Source organism: Altericroceibacterium xinjiangense, assembly GCF_003958635.1.
Taxonomy (GTDB): domain Bacteria; phylum Pseudomonadota; class Alphaproteobacteria; order Sphingomonadales; family Sphingomonadaceae; genus Altericroceibacterium_A; species Altericroceibacterium_A xinjiangense.
In genome coordinates, this window is record NZ_RSEK01000009.1 from 64,768 (window position 1) to 81,607 (window position 16,840).

Here is a 16,840-nt window from a genome sequence, read left to right on the forward strand (position 1 = left end):
CGCCGGGTGCGGTGAACCGGAACGGCCCGGCGGCGAAACAGTGCGTCCCATTTCTGACGTCGGAAGCAGGGGCGCACTGCGCCCGAAGCGGCTTTGTCCCTTTGCCAAAAGGCCTCGCCCGTGCCAATCCGCAGCGGATTGGAACACATGGCGCACGCGGACCCAGCAGACGAAGGAACGGATGACCGGGTCCGGCCGAAGCGCCGGATCTGGCGCTGGGTGCTGCTCGTCCCGCTGATCCTGCTCGGAATAGCAATGGCATCTACCTGGATCGGGCGCGAGTCGATTGCCGACAACGTTATCGGCCGCGCGCTCGCTTCGCGCGGGGTGCGGGCGACCTACACGGTCGAACAAGTCGGTCCCCGGCGTCAGGTGCTGACGGACGTGGTCGTCGGCGATCCACGCAACCCCGATCTGACGATAGAGCGCGCCGAGGTGCTGATCCGCCTTCACTGGTTCGGCTATCCCACTATCGAGGAAGTGCAGCTTCATGATCCGCGCCTCCGTGGCCGCTTTCGGGATGGCACGCTGAGCTTCGGCGCGCTCGATCCGCTGATCTTCACGGGCAGCAAGGAACCCTTCGCGCTGCCCGACCTTCCGCTGCGGATCGTGAACGGGCGAGCTGCCTTCGACACCGATCACGGGCCGGTCGGTCTTACCCTGACCGGACGCGGCAATCTGCGCGACGGTTTCTCCGGCCAACTTGCTGCCGTTGCGCCCGAAGTCGTGCTCGGTGGATGCAAGCTGACCCGGGCGGCGTTTTCCGGGCGGGTCGCCATCGAAGACGAGGCACCGCGCTTCCGCGGCCCTCTGTCCGTAGCGCGGCTTGGCTGCCAGGATAGCGGGCTTTTTCTGTCCAACGCGCAGATCGACCTTGCCGCTCGCGGGGACCGGACGTTCGACGGTGTCGAAGGCCAAGGGGAGATTGCTTCCGGCGCCATCCGGTTCGGGAGCAGCCGTGCCGCGAGTGCGCGGGGCGACGCCCGGTTCACCTGGCGCGATCAGGGCCTGACGGCGCGCTATGACCTTGCGGCCGCCGATGTTGTCACCCCGCACGCAGCGCTGGCGCGGCTGCATGCTGAAGGAACGCTGCGGGCCCGGCGCGGCTTTGAGCGGTTCGAGCTTGTCGGAGAAACGCAGGGTGCGGGCCTGCAACCCGGGCCAGCACTCGATCGCAGTCTTGCCGGCGCTGCGGAAGGAACACGCGGGACGCTGCTAAGTCCGCTGATCGGCAGCGTGCGCAGTGCGCTGCACAAGGAGGCGCCGGGCAGTACGTTCGCTGCCGACTACATCGTCCGCCGCAATGGGGGGAGCGTTTCGCTGGTAGTTCCGCAGGCGCGGCTGCGCGGCAGCAGCGGGGCCACCTTGCTGGCGCTGTCGCGTCTTCAACTTGGCGGAGGGGCCGAACTGCCGCGTTTTTCGGTCAATCTGACCACGGGGGGCAAGGGGCTGCCGCGCATCGCAGGCCGCATGGAAGGCGGCACCGACGGCAGCACACGCTTTCGCCTGACCATGGCGGAATACCGCGCCGGAGATGCCCAGCTGCGCGTCCCGCAGCTGGAGATTGCGCAGGGCGCGAACGGAACACTCGGCTTTTCCGGGCGAATCGAGGCGAGCGGGCCGCTGCCGGGCGGCCGGGCGGAAGAGTTGCTTCTGCCGGTCTCCGGGAGCTGGGGTCCGCAACAAGGACTGCTGATGTGGAGCGGCTGCACCGATGTGCGGTTCAATTCCCTAAGCTATGCCAATCTCACGCTCGACCGGCGCACCCTGCGCTTGTGCGCGCCGCGCGGGCGGCCGATCCTGCGCTATGGCGCGGACGGGTTCGATCTTGCTGCGGAAACCGCCGCGCTCGAGATTTCGGGACGACTTGGGGAAACGCCGATCCGCGCATCTTCCGGCGCGCTTGCCTTTGCGCTGCCCGGGCTCGTCTCCGCGCAGAACCTGCGGGTGGCGCTTGGCCCCGCGGAAACTGCTGCGCGCTTTGCGGTCGATGATCTCTCCGCCCGCATCGGAGACACTGTCGGCGGTGAATTCACCGGGGCGGACGTGACGCTCTACGGCGTACCGCTCGATATCCTGCGGGCAAGCGGCGGATGGCGATACGAAAACGGAGCGCTGATGCTGACCGATGGCGCCTTCCGCCTGGAAGACAGGGGAGGGCAGGATCGATTCGAGCCGCTGGTGGCAACTGGCGCAACGCTTGCGCTGGCAAACAACCTTGTCGCGGCAGAGGCATTGCTGCGTGCGCCGGAAACCGGCCGCGGCGTGGTTCTCGCTGAGTTGCGCCATAGCCTCCTGACCGGCGCGGGGCAGGCCGATCTTCGGGTCGACGGCCTTCGCTTCGATGAGGAATTGCAGCCGGCGCAACTCTCCTCCTTCGCGCTGGGCGTGGTGGCAAATGTCGCGGGCGAGTTGACCGGTACCGGGCGGATCGACTGGAACGCGGCGGAAGTAACCAGTTCCGGCCGCTTCTCCAGTCGCGCTCTCGACTTTGCGGCGCCGTTCGGACCCGTGAAGGGCGCGTCCGGCACCATCGTGTTCACCGACTTGCTCGGCTTGACCACCGCTCCGGGACAAGTCGTACGTATTGCGTCGGTCAATCCGGGGATAGAGGCCAGCAACGGCGAAATCGCGATCCAGTTGACCGGTGGCCGTGAGCTGACGTTGCGCGGAGGTACCTGGCCGTTTTCGGGGGGCATCCTGCGGCTGCATCCGGTCACGCTCACTCTCGGCGCGGATGAGGTGCGTCGCTATGTGCTGGAAGTCGAAGGACTGGATGCGGGCCTGTTCGTCCAGCGGATGGAACTGGGCAATCTCAGCACCAGCGGCATCTTTGACGGAACCATCCCGCTGGTATTCGACAAGAATGGCGGGCGGGTGGAAAACGGCGTGCTCATGTCGCGCCCGCCGGGCGGCAACTTGTCCTATGTGGGGGAACTCACGTACGAAGACTTGTCCCCGATGGCGAACTTCGCGTTCGATGCCCTGCGCTCCCTAGACTACCGGAAGATGAGCATCCAGCTGGACGGATCGCTGGCAGGTGAAGTCATTACGCGGGTGCGCTTCGACGGCGTCAGCCAGGGAGCCGGGACGCGCCGCAACTTCATCACCCGGCGGATAGCGAAGCTGCCGTTCCAGTTCGACGTGAACATCCGCGCGCCGTTTTACAGCCTGATCACGTCGATCAAGGCGATGTACGATCCGGCCTACATCCGCGACCCGCGTGAACTTGGGCTGATCGATGCCGAGGGGCGCCCGATCCCAGAGGGCACGCGGGGCGCTGCCGTGCCGGATGAAGCCATTCAGACCTCCGAAAGCGAGAACAGCCGATGATCGATGCGATGTTGACCACTTGTGCGCGCGCGGCGCATGGCGCGCGTATGGACAGGGGAAGGATCGGCCTTGCGGCGGCGATGGTAATGGCGACGAGCGTCGGTGGGTGCATCAACGTGAAGGCGCCCGACAAGCCGATCGTCATCGAGCTGAACGTGAACATCAAGCAGGAAGTAATCTACCGCCTTGCGGAAGATGCCGGGAACACGATCGAAAATAACCCCGATATTTTCTGACACGCGCGACGAGGAACCAAGGGAATGCCGATGACTGACAGAACCCGCAAACCCATCCGGCTGGCGCTCGCCGCCGGCGCGCTTTCGCTCGCGCTCGGCTCCCTGGCGGCACCGGCGTTCGCGCAGCGGGATCCAGCCTACGAGGCCGCACGGCAGAGCGGGCAAGTGGGTGAGAAGACCGATGGTTACCTCGGCGTGGTCGGCGGGGCCTCCCCTGGCTTGCGCAAGATGGTCGATGACATCAACATCAAGCGGCGCGCGCTTTATGCCGAAAAGGCGCAAGCCGCCGGTGCGACGCTTCAGGAATATGCCTTTACCGCCGGATGCCTTGCCGTTGCTCGCACCGCGCCAGGTGAAAAGTATCAAGCTCCGGATGGCAGCTGGCAGACCCGGACGAGCGCTCCGCCGGTACGAAACCCGAAGTGTCCCTGATCGTCGTGCAGGGGCCTTCTCACGCACGCGGCTAGTGCGTTTCGGGCTGTCGAGCTACCGCTTGCCTTCGCGGACGGCCACGGCAACCAGCGCGGCCGTCGACAGCAGGATAGAGGACACCAGTGCGCCCACCGAAAGGATGCCCGGCGACGTCACCCTGAGACGCAAGTCCAGGCTCACGCTCTTGCCAAGCCGGAGCGACAGCTCGCCTTCCTGGTATTCAGGGCTGGCCTGCTTCGGAGGATCGGCGGGCGAATCCGAGATCATGTCCTTGGGCATGGATCGCCAACGCGGTCCGAGTCCGGCCGTTCCCGCAGGAGCGGCCGGATCGTGGTCATCCCACGCAGACGGTCACGCAGCCTCTATGAGGCCCTTCATCGCGCTTTCGAAGAGGGCGCGCCCGTCGGTTCCACCGAGTTCGGGTTCGACCGCCCGTTCAGGGTGCGGCATCATGCCGAGCACGTTGCCGCGCTCATTCAGGATGCCGGCGATGTCGCGGCGCGATCCGTTGGTCGTCTCACAGTAGCGGAACGCCACGCGGCCTTCGCCTTCCAGCCAGTCGAGCGTGTCCTCATCGGCGAAATAGTTGCCGTCATGGTGCGCCACCGGGATCCGGATCACTTGCCCGGCCTCGTAGCCGGAGGTGAACAGCGAGCGGTTGTTTTCCACCTTCAGCGACACGGTGCGGCAGATGAAGTGCTGCGTGGCGTTGCGCATCAGCGCGCCGGGCAGCAAACCAGCCTCCGTCAGCACCTGGAAGCCGTTGCAGATGCCCAGCACCGGAACGCCGCGGTCCGCGGCATCGACGACCGCGCGCATCACGGGGGAACGCGCCGCCATCGCGCCCGAGCGCAAGTAGTCGCCGTAAGAGAACCCGCCGGGCAGGCCGATGAAGTCAATCTTTTCCGGCAAGTCGGCATCGCCGTGCCAAACACGGACGGGGGCTTGGCCTGTGACCTTTTCCAGCGCCACGACCATGTCCCGGTCGCAGTTGGAGCCGGGGAACGTGACTACCGCAGCACGAAAGGCGTTCATCACGCGGGCTCCTTCTCCGCCAGCTTCTCGATCCGGTAATTCTCGATCACCGTGTTGGCGAGCAGCTTGCGGCACATTTCGTCCAGTGCAGCGTCGCTGGTGCCGTCCGCCACTTCAAGCTCGATCAGGCGGCCGATCCGCACATCCTCGACGCCGGAAAAACCCAGCCCTTCCAACGCGTGGTGCACCGCGCGCCCTTGAGGATCGAGCACGCCCGGCTTCAGGTTGACGTGAATTCTGACTTTCATAGCTCTGGGCCTTTACGCTGGGACCTGCCGAACAGGACCGACCTTGCCGATAGCCGCGCATATGGCCTCTGCCGCGCGTCGGGGCAAGCGGTCCGGCGGAACGATGCCGGCGGGCCGTGGGTTATTCCGACAGAACAACCGAGGGGAAACGCTTATGTACGGTTGGGCCATCGCCTTGGGCATCATTGCCATAATCGCGGCTATTCTCGGCTTCAGCGGATTTGCCGGGACACTTGCCAACATCGCCATCATCATCTTCGTTCTCGCCTTGATCGGAACGCTCATTGCGCTGTTCCTCGGCTACAAGGTCGGAAAAGGCGTAATAGACTGACCTGATCGGCCCCTAGACTCATACAGGGGCGTCGACGCGGTCAATCCTGCGGCCTCTCCGGTAGGACGTTGATTTCAAGCCGCTGCTCCGGATCCAGGTAGCGCGAGGCCACTCTGCGGATGTCTTCGGGGGTGATGGCTGCGACCAGTTCCTTGCCCCGTGTGAAGCGCTCGATGTCTTGCGGCTCGCTTTGTGCGCGATCGGCCAGAGCCATCCAGCCGCCGTTGGTCTTCAGGGCATTGTCGTAGGCTTCGAGCAGGGGGCGCCGGGCGCGCAGCAGCACGTCCTGGTCGACCGGCTCCTCGATCAGGGAGCGGATCGTCTCCAGCATGGCGTTGCGGGCTGGGTCGAGATCGTCCACCGAGACCGCGGCGGCGGTGTTGAAGGTGCCGTATCCCTCATACACTCGCGACTGGCTGGAATTCACCCCCGGAGAATAGGTTTCGCCAAGCTCCTCGCGCAGGGTGTCGGTCAACCGGACTTGCACGATGCGCTGCAGCAGCTCGAGCCGGATGGTTTCCTCGAAGTCCCGGTCGTCGGTCGTCGGCCATGTCATCCGCAGCAGCGCCTGATCGGCTGGGCCCCCGTGACGGACAACCCTAATGCCGCGGTCCTCGGTAAAGCTGCGCTGGCGGTTGTCCGCATACTGGCGGAAGTCCGGCTCCCGTTCAGGCAGGGCACCCAGAGTTCGTGCGATTAGGTCGATCGCGCGATCCTCATCGATGTCGCCCACCAGCGCCAACTCAAGCGCGCCCTCGCGCAGACGCTCGTCTATCTCGTTCCGCAGATCGGAGAAGCCGAGGGCGAGGTAGTCTTCCTTCGGCTGCAAGGTGAAGCGGGGATCGTTGTCGGATACGATGCCGCCCAGGGCATTACCCAGCGCATCGTTTGGCGTGGCGTTGCGACGGGCAAAAAAGTTCTCAATGTTCCGCCGGTACTGGGCTTCTCCCTGCGGGCGGTAACCCGGATCGGACACCGCGGCGGCAAGCACTTGCAACTGAAGTTCCAGATCGCGCGGAGTGGTTCCGGCCGCCATCCGGAAGGTATCGTCGTCCGTCGCGATGGAGAAGCCGACGCTGCGTCCGGCAAGGATCGAGTCCAGCTCGTCATAGGAATGCTTGCCCAGGCCGCCCATCGGGAGGACGGACGTCATGGCCGTGGCAAGCGGATCGTCCTTCGTGTTCAGCAGCAGGCCGCCATCGATGTTGAGCTGGACCGAAATCCGGTCCTCCTGCAAATCGGTGCGCTTGAGGTTGAGTTTCAGCCCGTTGGCGAAAGTGATCGTGCGGATGCCCAGCACCGGCTCTTCCGTGTCCGAAACGATCTCGCCCGCCGGGCCGAAGTCGGTGTAGGCGAATTCGCCGGGCAGCGCTCCGTCCTGATTTTCGACGTCTGCGTTCCATGCGGCATCCCACGCGGCCCGCACTGCCTCAGCCCCGCCTTCAGGCGCGGTACGTCCTTCGAAGCGCAGCAGCGGATCCCGCAGGGGGACCGCCTGAACCCGCAAGGCCTCCAGCACGGCATCGGGCGTGATCGCATCCTCCAGCGCCACGAAGCGTTCAAGCGCGCTTTCCGGCGTGGTCGGGACTTGTTCATCCTCGAGCAGGGCGATCGCCGCGCTGACAAAGTTGCGGTTGGAGCGGGTAGTGGCGCCCGCAGCCGCGTTTTCCAGCGATGTGCGCAGCCGGGCGATCTGCTCAGCCACTTCCGCTTCGGTAAAGCCGAAGGCGAACGCACGGCGGTATTCCCGCACGGCGGCAGCAAGCGCCTGCTCCCATTCCCCTTCGCCCGCATCGACGATCAGGTTCGTGCTGCGGGCTTCCTCGAACACGTCGCTGGTGCCAAAGCCGGCGCTGCGGAAAGGCGGGTCGTCAGAGCGGCTGAGGCGCGTCAGCCGGCGGTTGACGATCCCATAGCCTATCTGGCGCAGCACGTTCACGCGCCGATTCTCAACGGTGTCGTCCTCGTCCAGCCACGGGCCGCTGCGGGTGGCGGTAATCCGTTCGGGCAGGGCGGGGTCGATGTAGACGGACGTCATGCCCGCGTGGCCGGGATCGACCGGGCCCGCGTCAGGCAAGCTGACGGTTGAGCCCTCCTGCCAGTCCCCAAAGTGCTTGCGGATCGCCTGCTCCACTTCGTCGGTGTCGAAATCGCCCACGACGACAACCGCCGCGTTGCCCGGCCGGTAGGCCCGCTGCCACAAGTCGCGGAGCTGATCCGGCGTGGCGTCGGCGATGGTTTCCGCCGTACCGATCGGCAGCCGGTCGGGAAAACGGGCTTCGGGATAGAAGAAGCGCAGCTGGTCCAGCAGGTTGCGATATTCATAGGTATCGCGCACGCGCCGTTCCGACAGGATCACGCCCTTCTCGCGTTCCACCGCCTCGGGCGCGAACGTCAGCTCGCTGGCCGTCTCACGCATCAGCATCAGGGCCGTATCCAGCAGGTCAGGATCGTTGCGCGGCAGGTTCAGCTTGTAGACGGTTGATTCGAAACCGGTCGCGGCGTTGGTGTCGGCGCCAAAGGCAAGGCCTTCGCGCTCCAGCAGCCGGACCATCTCGCCTTCCGGAATATTAGTCGATCCGTTGAAGGCCATGTGTTCGATGAAGTGGGCCAGCCCGCGTTCTTCCTCCGCTTCGGCCAGGGAACCGGCATCGATCCACAACTGCACGACTGCCTGCCCGCGCGGCGTGCCGTTGGGCCGGATGATGAACCGCATTCCGTTGTCGAGCCTGCCGAACCGGAAGCTCGGGTCCACCGGCAAGTCGCTGCGCTCGAACGCCCAGGGCGTGTCGCTGGAAGCCGTGCTGGGCGGGACGGAAACGGCCGCGATCTGCGCCTGCGCGGCGTAAGGAACGCCGGAAGCCGACAACAGAAGCAGCACTGGGAAGAAACGAAGAGATTTCATGCAGCCGTTCTGGCTCACCGGGGCTTAACAGGCAATGTCTTGCCCCGGATTGCCTGTTCTGAGCCGCAATTACTGCCGTCTACTTTTTCGGCTTGTTCCGGAGCCGGGAGCGGTGATGGGCAATGTCGAACACTTCGCCGGCATTGTCGTCGTTCTGCAAGAGACCAAGCCGGCGCGCGACTTCCTGGTACGCTTCTTCCTCTCCGCCAAGGTCGCGGCGGAAGCGGTCCTTGTCCAGTTTTTCGTTCGTCTTCATGTCCCACAGACGGCAGCCGTCAGGGCTGATCTCGTCCGCCAGGATCACGCGGCTGTAATCGCCGTCCCACAAGCGGCCGAACTCCAGCTTGAAGTCGATCAGCCGGATATCGATCGCGGCGAACATCCCGCACATGAAGTCGTTGATGCGGATCGCCATCGAGGAGATGTCCTGCATCTCTTCGTTGTTCGCCCAGCCGAAGCAGGCGATATGCTCTTCGGCGATCAGCGGATCGCCAAGGGCATCGTCCTTGAAGTAGTATTCGATCAGGGTGTGGGGCAGCGGCTCCCCTTCCTCGATCCCCAGGCGCTTGGACAGCGATCCGGCGGCGACGTTGCGGACCACGACCTCGATCGGGATGATCTCCACCTGGCGGACCAGCTGTTCGCGCATGTTCAGCCGGCGAATGAAGTGCGTCGGAATGCCGATATGCGAAAGACGGGTGAACACGTGCTCGGAGATGCGGTTGTTGATCACCCCCTTGCCGTTGATCGTGCCCTTCTTCTGGGCGTTGAAGGCCGTCGCATCGTCCTTGAAGTACTGGATGATCGTGCCCGGCTCGGGCCCTTCATAAAGGATCTTGGCCTTGCCTTCGTAGATCTGGCGGCGACGGGACATAAGCGGTTCCTGCTCGAGCTTCAAACGCAGCGCCCCGGCGGTGCATCCGCCTTCCTGAAAAGAAGCGGCAACGCACGGGGCCGGGGCGTTTCATGGAGCTATAGAATGAAAGCGCCATGAAGGCAATTGCACCGCCCTGCGCCTGTGATAGCGCGCAGCGTCATGGCTATCGAAACCTGCACCCTTTCCGGCAAGGAGATCGCGCCGCTGCTGAGCGAGGTCGCCGCCTTGCGCATCGCCGTCTTCGCCGAATTCCCGTATCTCTATGATGGCGATACCGACTACGAGGAATCTTACCTGCGTGACTTTGCGGGCGAGCCTGGCAGCGTGCTGATCGGCGCCTTTGACGGACAGCGGCTGGTCGGGATCGCCACCGCTTCGCCGATGGCGGGGCAGAAGGCGGAATTCCGCGCACCCTTCGAGGCGCGCGGGCTCGACACCGCCAGGCTGTTCTATTTCGGAGAAAGCGTACTCCTGCCGGATTATCGCGGAAGGGGGATCGGCCATGCCTTCTTCGATCGTCGGGAGGCGGCAGCGCGCGCCGCCGGGGCGACCCACGCCTGTTTTGCAGCCGTGGTGCGCGGCCCGGATCATCCTGCCCGCCCACTTGCGTACCGTCCGCTGGATGAGTTCTGGCGCAAGCGAGGTTATGGGAAGGTCTCGGGCCTCGTCACCCACCTTTCGTGGAAGGAGCACGGGGACGCCGCGGAATGCGCCAAGCCGATGCAGTGCTGGATGCGGACGCTGTGACCGCGCCCCGCAAACCGGGCTTGTAGTTGCTCAGCGATTGACGCTTCCGCCGCTTGCTCTCAAACGGCCGGCAAAACGGATGGGACTCCAATGAAGGCACACCTGTATCGCGCCGGGGCCGCGCCTGCGGCGCTCGCGGCCATGCTGTTGAGCGCGCCGGCAGCGGCGCAGGCCGCAGTGGCGGACGAAGGGCAGATCGTCGTCACCGGCACGCTGATCCGCGGCGCAGTGGAGCAGGCGCCCGCGCCGGTTGAGGTGATCACCGCCGAAGACCTGGCGCTGCAAGGCTCTCCGACAGCGGTGGACCTGATCAAGCTTCTGCCCGGCTCGGCCGGGGTTCTGGGCGATGCGGCGCAATTCGACACTCGCAGCCAGTTCAACGAAGGCACGGCCTCGATCAACTTGCGCGGGTTGGGCCCCCAACGCACACTGGTGCTGCTGAACGGCAATCGCCTGGCCGCGACGGGCGGGGGCAACGTGCCGACAGTGGACATCAACCTGATCCCGTGGGGCGCGATCGACCGGATCGAGATCCTGAAGGACGGTGCAGCCGCGACCTATGGTTCCGACGCGATCGCCGGGGTGGTGAACTTCATCACCCGCACCGACCAGGACGGCTTTCTGGCATCGGGCGATTACCGGTACGTCCGGGGTTCGGACGGAGACTGGACGGGCGCCCTGAGCTGGGGCGGGGATCTCGGCCCGGCGCGGGTGTTCGTTGCGGGTGGATACCAGCATCGCAGCGAACTGGCGGTGACCGACCGCGACTGGGCGCTGCAGCCTTATGGCGTGAACCCGCAAGGCGGCTTTTCCGGCGGCGGCAGCCCGGGCAACTTTGACTTCAACGGCTCGACAGGCGGAATTCGCTTCGATGCGGATGAAGGGTGTGAGGCGTTGGGCGGCTTCCGTTCGCTCCCCGGATCGACCGCGGACTTGTGCAACACGAACTACCTGGCCTTCAGCAACATCGTTGAGCCGGAGGATCGGTTTCAGCTGTTTGCAGATATCGAACTCCCGCTCAGCGATCGCCTTGGCCTGCGGCTGACCGGACTTTACGGGCACACGGATACGGTGCTTACAACCAGCCCGAGCTATTTACCGACCATAGCCCCATCGGGAAATGCGGCGTTTGGCGGGAGCGGACTGTTCGTGATCCCGAGCTACGCCCCGGCGCTGATCGACTATTGCCGGCGCTACGGTGCGGCGGCGGGCTGCGATGCGGATGCGGCCGGCAACCCGCAATCCTCCGCGCTTGCTTACCCGGTTCGGTTCCGCCCGTTGCTGCTGGGCGGAAATCCGCTGTTCGACAACAGCCGCATGGCGGCCAAGCTGCCGCGCAATTCTGACCTTTATCAGGTCACGGGCGAACTGGCCTACGATCTTGCCCCGGCGCTGACCCTGACCGGCGGTGTGACCTTTTCTGAGTACGACCGCTACTTCGAAGGCGGTGACAATTTCGTCGATCTTTTCCAGAACGCGCTCGCCGGGTTTGGGGGAGAGAACTGCGCTTACGCCACCCCCCAGTCGCGTGCGGGGCTGACTCAGGCCCAGCTTGCCGCGCTGGCGGGCACCGATGGCTGCCAATTCTTCAACCCGTTCTCCACGGCGACGCAAGCCAACGTTGTTACCGGCCAGGCTAACCCTGAGTATGCGGGCGCGAGCAACCCCTTCGGCTTCGGTCTTGCCCCCGGTGCCGGTCTGATCAACGATGCCTCTACGGTTGACGATTTCTTCACCATCATCCAGCGCCGGGCGAATATCCGGCAGTGGGTCGGCAACCTCGTCCTTTCAGGCGAAAGCGGGGTGCAGCTTCCGGGCGGCGCGGTGCGCTTTGCGCTTGGCGGGCAGTATCGCGACGACAGGTATGTTCGCGAGTACGGCGCGACCAACAATCTCGATGTCTATCCCTGTCCCGGATCGGTGCTGAACCCGGCCGCCACCTGCAATCCCGAAGTTGGGCCGGTCGGCTTTCTGGGTTCCAATCGGAACGTCGACGTGGCGAGCGACGTCTGGGCGGTGTTCGCAGAAGCGCAGCTGCCGATCACCGATCGAATCACCGCGCAGATCGCGGCAAGGTATGAGGATTACGGTGCCGGGGTCGGCTCCACCTTTGATCCGCAGGCGCGGATCAGTGCTGAACTGACCGACTGGCTTTCCGTCCGTGGCGGGGTTGGCACGACATTTCGGGGGCCGCCGCCGCAAAGCACGCTGAGCGATCTCGTCATCCTGACCTTCATCGGCGGGGCCTTCCGTGCGGTGGACACGCTCGGCAATCGGGACCTCGATCCCGAAAGCGCAACGACGTACAATGCCGGGCTGCTGATCGACCGGGGACGATTCCGGGCGAGCCTTGACTGGTGGCGCTACGACTTTTCCGGCGGGATCGAGAACGAGCCAGTCAACGGCATCGTAGCCGCCCTGTTTGGCGCGACCGGGTCGGCCAATTGCGGCGACCCGGCCTACGCCGGCCTGCAGACGCGCTTCACGTTTTCTGGCGGGATCTGCGGCGCATCCAACGTCCAGCGGTTGCGGAGCTATACCTTCAATTCAGCGGATGTCCGGACCAGCGGGCTCGATTTCCAGGCTAGCTACGAAGCGGATCTTGGCGCAGCAGTTGTGCAGACGGGCGTTTCCGGCACCTACGTGATCGAATACGAAGTCGGGGACGTGGTGGTGGAAGGGATCATGGTCCAGCCCGCCTTCGATGCGGTCGGCAAGCTGAATTACCAGACGACTGCTTACCCACTGCCGCAGTGGAAGGGTTACGGATGGGTGCAGGGCCTGTTCGGACCGCACGCCCTGCGCCTGCAGGTGAACTACATCGACGGCACTACGGATCAGCGCGGCGCGGACGTGTTCGGGCCGAACTGCGCGGTGCTCGCCTGCGCCGCGGTAACCGGTGGAAAGCAGGTCGGCAGCTTCACTACGCTTGACGCAAGCTGGCGCTGGTCGCTGCCGACCCGCACGATCCTGTCGGTTGCCCTGACCAACCTGTTCGACACCGATCCGCCGTTCGCGCGGCTGGACCAGAACTACGACCCGCTGACAGCCAGCCCACTTGGCTTTACGGCGAAAGTGGGGGTGAGCCAGGCCTTCTGAAGCTGGCGCAGGGGATGGATGGCGCGGCGGTCAGCCGGCCAGACGCGCCGCGGTTTCCGCCACCCGGCGCCCCAGGTACCGCGCACCGCCGAGATCGGCTTCGCTCGGCATTCTCGATCCGTCGCCGCCGGCGATGGTAGTCGCGCCATAAGGCGCGCCGCCCTTGACCTCATCCACGCCGTTCTGCTCGCCATAGCCGTAGTCCAGCCCGACGATGGTCATGCCCATGTGCAGCAGGTTCGTGAGGATGGAGAACAAGGTCGTCTCCTGCCCGCCGTGCTGCGCAGCGGTGGAGGTGAAGGCTGCGCCAACCTTTCCGATCAGCTTGCCGCTGGCCCACAAGCCGCCGGCGCGGTCCCAGAAAGCAGCCATCTGGCTCGGCATCCGGCCGAAGCGGGTCGGGGCGCCGACAACGATTCCGTCAAAGTCGGCCAGTTCTTCCGGCCCGTCGATTTGCCGGTGCCCTTCCATTTTGCGGAAGCCCGCTGCTTCGGCGACTTCCTTCGGAGCGGTTTCAGGAACATGCCGGATTTCGCAATCGTGCCCCGCTTCGCGTACCCCTTCAGCGACGGCTTCGGCCATTGCTGCAATATGGCCATAGGAGGAATAGTAGAGCACGAGGATGCGAGCCATGGGTGTCCTTTCCGCTGGGGTTTCTTTCACAAGCCTCCGGAGGCGCGGCAGTTCCTTGCCTGCGCGTTCACTCTCCCCTGGCTTCGGCCGCCTCGACGGCGTGATGGTAGGGCTTCAGCGCCAGCCACGCGAACAGCAGGCCCAGTGGGCCTAGAATGATGAAGGACGTGGCCATCGCCAGCCCCAGCTGCTGCGGCCCATAGATGTTGTCGCTGAACAAGGCGACGACGAGCGGCCCAAGCCCGTAGCCGAGCACGTTGTAGATCGCGATGTAGATCGCGGTGGTCGTCCCACGCATGCGGCCCGGCGTAACTGACTGGATCGCTGCGTTTGCCGGGCCCGAGCCGAGCGAGCCGAGGAACAGGGCCAGGCCTACGAACGTGAAAGCCATCCAGGCCTTGGGTAGGAGCGGGTAAACTACCGCAATCGGGATCAGCGGAATCGTGACCAGGAAGACGATCCGCATGTTCGCGTCCTTGATCCCCTTGCGCGCCATCCGGGTCGCCAGCCACCCGCCCAGCACCAGCCCGATCGGGGAGACGATCAGGGAGATGATGCCCAGCGTCGGTCCTGGTTCGCCCGGGGCGTAGCCAAACTCCCGTTCGAAGAACGCGGGTGACCAGACGGTGATGCCGAAGCTCAGCATCGCCTTCACCCCGTTGGCGATGAACATCGGGACGTAGGTGGCGCGAAGGCCCCAGAGAAAGGCGATCACGTCAAGGAAGCTGGGCGTCTTCGCGCCGGGAGCTTCGCGTCGCGGCGGTTCCGGCACGGTGGCGACCAGCACCAGGGCCCACAGCACGCCCGGGAGGCCCACGATCAGGAAAGTCATCTGCCAGGGGCGCAGGGTGCCCAGAAGGGGAAACGTCTGCGGGCCAATTTCCGTCAGCCAGCCGATCAACCACCCGCCCACCAGCAGCGCGACGCCGCTCCCCGCTACCGTCCCGATGCCGATAACCGAGATTGGCTGGGCAAGTTTGTCCCGCGGAAACAAGTCCGATGTCATCGAATACGTCGCGGGCGCGTTGCAGCTTTCTCCGATGCCGACCGCCATCCGGGCCATCACGAGCTGAGTGAAATTCTGCGCCAACCCGCAGGCTGCGGTCATCAGGCTCCAGAGCGCGATTCCAAAACCCACGATCCATTTGCGCGGGCCCCGGTCCACCAGCCGCGCAATTGGAATGCCCGCCAGCACGTAGAACACGACGAAGGCGAAGCCGACCAGCAGGCTGATCTGGGTGTCGCTGACTCCAAGATCCGCCTTGATTGGAGTCACCAGCAGGGTCAATATCTGCCGGTCGAGATAATTGAACATTAGCGCGACGGTGAAGACGGCAACCGCCCACCAGCTGCGCGCGCCCGAAACCTGCGCTCTCTCGTGCATTCCTGTTTTTCTCCCTGTCAGGAGAATGCCGGGAGGCGAAGGGAGGGCAAGGGTAAATCGTGTGGACCAGAATCCGCCGGTCCAGATGCTGCGGCCCCGTTATCCGTCCATGTGCCGGGCACAAAAAAGGCCGCTCGAAAGCGGCCTTTTAAGCTTGTCATCCCGGCAGGCTGGCCTGCCGGGATGAAGTTCTTACTGCCGCTTTGCGCGCGCAGCCGCTGCGGCGACCGCTTCGGTCGTTGGATTGCCGAGCGAGAGCTTCTGGCCGTTCGGGAAGCTGATCTCAGCGGCGCTGGCGCGGGTATCGCCGTCGCGTGCGGCGAAGGCCTGCACAGCGATGTCGGTGCCCGGCGGCAGCGAGTTCCGGTTCCAGCCACGGCGGAGCAGCGCGCTCGGTGCACCGCCTTCAACGCGCCAGATCTCGTGCTTGCCGGTGCGCGGGTTCACGCGGTCGATGTGAATCCAGGAATGGGGATTTACCCATTCGAACTTCACGACCTTGCCTTCGATCAGGACCTGCTTGTTGCGATCGAATTCGGCGGCGAACGAGTGGTGGGCGTAAGCCGCACCCGCGCCCGTTGTCGCCAGAACGGCGCCGATCACGGCAGTACGCCAGGTTTTCATACGCATGGTAGTTACTCCTTGTGCAGTTCTTGTAACGATGCGGTATTCCGCATTCATTGTTGTGGTGTAGGCCGGCTGTCCAGAAGATCTCCGTAGAGCAGCATGTCGGCGAACGGTACGCAGTTGAATTCCATCAGTTCCGCGTTCGGTTCGATGTGCCGATAGAGAACCATCGACATCTTCCAGGGCCTTGAATACACCGACGGATCGCTGATCGTTGCTTCGTACTGCATGTGGGCGTTGCCGATCGGGGTGAACCGTTCAACCACCGTAGCCGTGTTGGTCAGGTAGTTGCCCGTGCGGTCCAGCCAAGTCACGCCCGGGTAAGTGCCGCCACCAGGGGCGATCATGTCTCCGGGACTCTGCGACAAGGTGGTGACCACCAGAGTGTCTCCTTCCCAGGTACCGTACGAAGTACCCATCCAGGTATCTATTGCCGGAATCCCGATGTCTCCCATCTGAATGGCACGGTTCGCACCGTGATATTCATAGGCCATCAGAATGTCGTCGTTGCCGCCCTGGATGATCTGGAAAGGATAATCCATGTAAGTGGCCCGGGGAATACCAGGCAGGTAGCAAGCCGCTTCGGGATCGTACTGCGGTGCCCGGGTACGGTTTTCTTCGCGCCGCTCCCGTGCTTCGGGAAGGTAGGGGATGAGACCGCCTTCCACGACACCTCGCCCGGCCGGGATCGCTGCAATCGCGCCCATTTCGCGTTCCGCACCCGGCGAAGGTGCCGTCTGCGCGGAATGCGGCTCAAGATCGTAGTTGGCAGTGTTCATTACCTGCCAGATCCCGTTGATGTTCGGGCGGCCGGCAATGCGATCCGGCCGCTGCGGTTGTTGCGTGGCAGCCGGAGCATTCCCCGCCTGCTGCGCCATGGCTGAAGTGCCCGTCAAAAGAAAAGCCACACCCGCGGCAGCTGTCAAAAACCTGTTCATTCCCCGCATCCCTCC

15 protein-coding genes are annotated in these 16,840 nt (G+C 64.6%); 6 read left to right on the forward strand and 9 right to left on the reverse strand.

The window, feature by feature from the left end; genetic code table 11:
* The first annotated feature begins 147 nt into the window (after positions 1 to 147).
* Genes ELY13_RS11275 through ELY13_RS11285 form a run of 3 tightly spaced genes read left to right on the forward strand, consistent with a single transcriptional unit; the run spans position 148 to position 4,001 of the window.
* Entirely contained in the window at positions 148 to 3,333 is a 3,186-nt protein-coding gene (locus ELY13_RS11275; protein WP_126174020.1) for an intermembrane phospholipid transport YdbH family protein, read from the forward strand.
* A 47-nt stretch (positions 3,334 to 3,380) separates the two neighbouring features.
* Positions 3,381 to 3,569, forward strand: coding sequence for a YnbE family lipoprotein (locus ELY13_RS11280; RefSeq protein WP_126174021.1), 189 nt, complete (start codon positions 3,381 to 3,383; stop codon positions 3,567 to 3,569).
* Positions 3,570 to 3,599: 30 nt separating this feature from the next.
* Positions 3,600 to 4,001: a YdbL family probable chaperone protein gene (locus ELY13_RS11285; protein ID WP_126174022.1), complete on the forward strand. Its 402-nt coding sequence runs from the start codon at positions 3,600 to 3,602 to the stop codon at positions 3,999 to 4,001.
* Positions 4,002 to 4,055: 54 nt separating this feature from the next.
* Here the strand turns inward: ELY13_RS11285 and ELY13_RS11290 are convergent, their stop codons facing one another.
* From ELY13_RS11290 to purS, 3 genes are all read right to left on the reverse strand, one after another.
* Positions 4,056 to 4,280, reverse strand: coding sequence for a hypothetical protein (locus tag ELY13_RS11290; RefSeq protein WP_126174023.1), 225 nt, complete (start codon positions 4,278 to 4,280; stop codon positions 4,056 to 4,058).
* 72 nt (positions 4,281 to 4,352) lie between these two features.
* Complete coding sequence (gene purQ, locus ELY13_RS11295; RefSeq protein WP_126174024.1) at positions 4,353 to 5,036, reverse strand: phosphoribosylformylglycinamidine synthase subunit PurQ; 684 nt, start codon at positions 5,034 to 5,036, stop codon at positions 4,353 to 4,355.
* Entirely contained in the window at positions 5,036 to 5,284 is a 249-nt protein-coding gene (gene purS / locus ELY13_RS11300) for a phosphoribosylformylglycinamidine synthase subunit PurS (RefSeq protein ID WP_126174025.1), read from the reverse strand. The genes purQ and purS overlap by 1 nt, the downstream gene beginning before the upstream one ends.
* 154 nt (positions 5,285 to 5,438) lie before the next feature.
* Here purS and ELY13_RS11305 point away from each other — a divergent pair, with 154 nt between their 5' ends.
* The gene (locus tag ELY13_RS11305; protein ID WP_126174026.1) at positions 5,439 to 5,615 is read left to right on the forward strand and encodes a DUF1328 family protein; all 177 of its coding nucleotides are present in this window, start codon (positions 5,439 to 5,441) and stop codon (positions 5,613 to 5,615) included.
* Between the two features lie 40 nt (positions 5,616 to 5,655).
* On the opposite strand, the gene ELY13_RS11310 is transcribed toward ELY13_RS11305, so the two are convergent.
* Entirely contained in the window at positions 5,656 to 8,520 is a 2,865-nt protein-coding gene (locus ELY13_RS11310; RefSeq protein ID WP_126174027.1) for a M16 family metallopeptidase, read from the reverse strand.
* A gap of 79 nt (positions 8,521 to 8,599) precedes the next feature.
* Positions 8,600 to 9,394, reverse strand: coding sequence for a phosphoribosylaminoimidazolesuccinocarboxamide synthase (purC, locus tag ELY13_RS11315; RefSeq protein ID WP_126174028.1), 795 nt, complete (start codon positions 9,392 to 9,394; stop codon positions 8,600 to 8,602).
* 162 nt (positions 9,395 to 9,556) lie between these two features.
* Here purC and ELY13_RS11320 point away from each other — a divergent pair, with 162 nt between their 5' ends.
* Positions 9,557 to 10,144, forward strand: coding sequence for a GNAT family N-acetyltransferase (locus tag ELY13_RS11320; protein WP_126174029.1), 588 nt, complete (start codon positions 9,557 to 9,559; stop codon positions 10,142 to 10,144).
* A gap of 90 nt (positions 10,145 to 10,234) precedes the next feature.
* Entirely contained in the window at positions 10,235 to 13,243 is a 3,009-nt protein-coding gene (locus ELY13_RS11325; RefSeq protein ID WP_126174030.1) for a TonB-dependent receptor plug domain-containing protein, read from the forward strand.
* 30 nt (positions 13,244 to 13,273) lie between these two features.
* On the opposite strand, the gene wrbA is transcribed toward ELY13_RS11325, so the two are convergent.
* The 4 genes from wrbA to ELY13_RS11345 all read right to left on the reverse strand — a co-directional run bounded on the left by wrbA (position 13,274) and on the right by ELY13_RS11345 (position 16,765).
* The gene (gene wrbA, locus ELY13_RS11330) at positions 13,274 to 13,876 is read right to left on the reverse strand and encodes an NAD(P)H:quinone oxidoreductase (RefSeq protein WP_126174031.1); all 603 of its coding nucleotides are present in this window, start codon (positions 13,874 to 13,876) and stop codon (positions 13,274 to 13,276) included.
* 67 nt (positions 13,877 to 13,943) lie between these two features.
* Positions 13,944 to 15,260 (reverse strand): spinster family MFS transporter, encoded by a 1,317-nt coding sequence (locus ELY13_RS11335; protein WP_126174032.1) that lies wholly within the window; start codon positions 15,258 to 15,260, stop codon positions 13,944 to 13,946.
* A gap of 192 nt (positions 15,261 to 15,452) precedes the next feature.
* The gene (locus ELY13_RS11340; protein ID WP_126174033.1) at positions 15,453 to 15,890 is read right to left on the reverse strand and encodes a DUF6152 family protein; all 438 of its coding nucleotides are present in this window, start codon (positions 15,888 to 15,890) and stop codon (positions 15,453 to 15,455) included.
* Positions 15,891 to 15,937: 47 nt separating this feature from the next.
* On the reverse strand, positions 15,938 to 16,765 hold the full coding sequence (locus tag ELY13_RS11345) for a hypothetical protein (protein ID WP_126174034.1): 828 nt from the start codon (positions 16,763 to 16,765) through the stop codon (positions 15,938 to 15,940).
* Positions 16,766 to 16,840 lie beyond the last annotated feature (75 nt).

Excerpts from the sequence above, each read along its gene's own strand:
- ELY13_RS11275 (WP_126174020.1), top strand. The coding sequence starts at position 148 with ATGGCGCACGCGGACCCAGCAGACGAAGGAACGGATGACCGGGTCCGG.
- ELY13_RS11280 (WP_126174021.1), top strand. The coding sequence starts at position 3,381 with ATGGACAGGGGAAGGATCGGCCTTGCGGCGGCGATGGTAATGGCGACG.
- ELY13_RS11285 (WP_126174022.1), top strand. The coding sequence starts at position 3,600 with ATGACTGACAGAACCCGCAAACCCATCCGGCTGGCGCTCGCCGCCGGC.
- ELY13_RS11290 (WP_126174023.1), bottom strand. The coding sequence starts at position 4,280 with ATGCCCAAGGACATGATCTCGGATTCGCCCGCCGATCCTCCGAAGCAG.
- purQ (WP_126174024.1), bottom strand. The coding sequence starts at position 5,036 with ATGAACGCCTTTCGTGCTGCGGTAGTCACGTTCCCCGGCTCCAACTGC.
- purS (WP_126174025.1), bottom strand. The coding sequence starts at position 5,284 with ATGAAAGTCAGAATTCACGTCAACCTGAAGCCGGGCGTGCTCGATCCT.
- ELY13_RS11305 (WP_126174026.1), top strand. The coding sequence starts at position 5,439 with ATGTACGGTTGGGCCATCGCCTTGGGCATCATTGCCATAATCGCGGCT.
- ELY13_RS11310 (WP_126174027.1), bottom strand. The coding sequence starts at position 8,520 with ATGAAATCTCTTCGTTTCTTCCCAGTGCTGCTTCTGTTGTCGGCTTCC.
- purC (WP_126174028.1), bottom strand. The coding sequence starts at position 9,394 with ATGTCCCGTCGCCGCCAGATCTACGAAGGCAAGGCCAAGATCCTTTAT.
- ELY13_RS11320 (WP_126174029.1), top strand. The coding sequence starts at position 9,557 with ATGGCTATCGAAACCTGCACCCTTTCCGGCAAGGAGATCGCGCCGCTG.
- ELY13_RS11325 (WP_126174030.1), top strand. The coding sequence starts at position 10,235 with ATGAAGGCACACCTGTATCGCGCCGGGGCCGCGCCTGCGGCGCTCGCG.
- wrbA (WP_126174031.1), bottom strand. The coding sequence starts at position 13,876 with ATGGCTCGCATCCTCGTGCTCTACTATTCCTCCTATGGCCATATTGCA.
- ELY13_RS11335 (WP_126174032.1), bottom strand. The coding sequence starts at position 15,260 with ATGCACGAGAGAGCGCAGGTTTCGGGCGCGCGCAGCTGGTGGGCGGTT.
- ELY13_RS11340 (WP_126174033.1), bottom strand. The coding sequence starts at position 15,890 with ATGCGTATGAAAACCTGGCGTACTGCCGTGATCGGCGCCGTTCTGGCG.
- ELY13_RS11345 (WP_126174034.1), bottom strand. The coding sequence starts at position 16,765 with ATGGCGCAGCAGGCGGGGAATGCTCCGGCTGCCACGCAACAACCGCAG.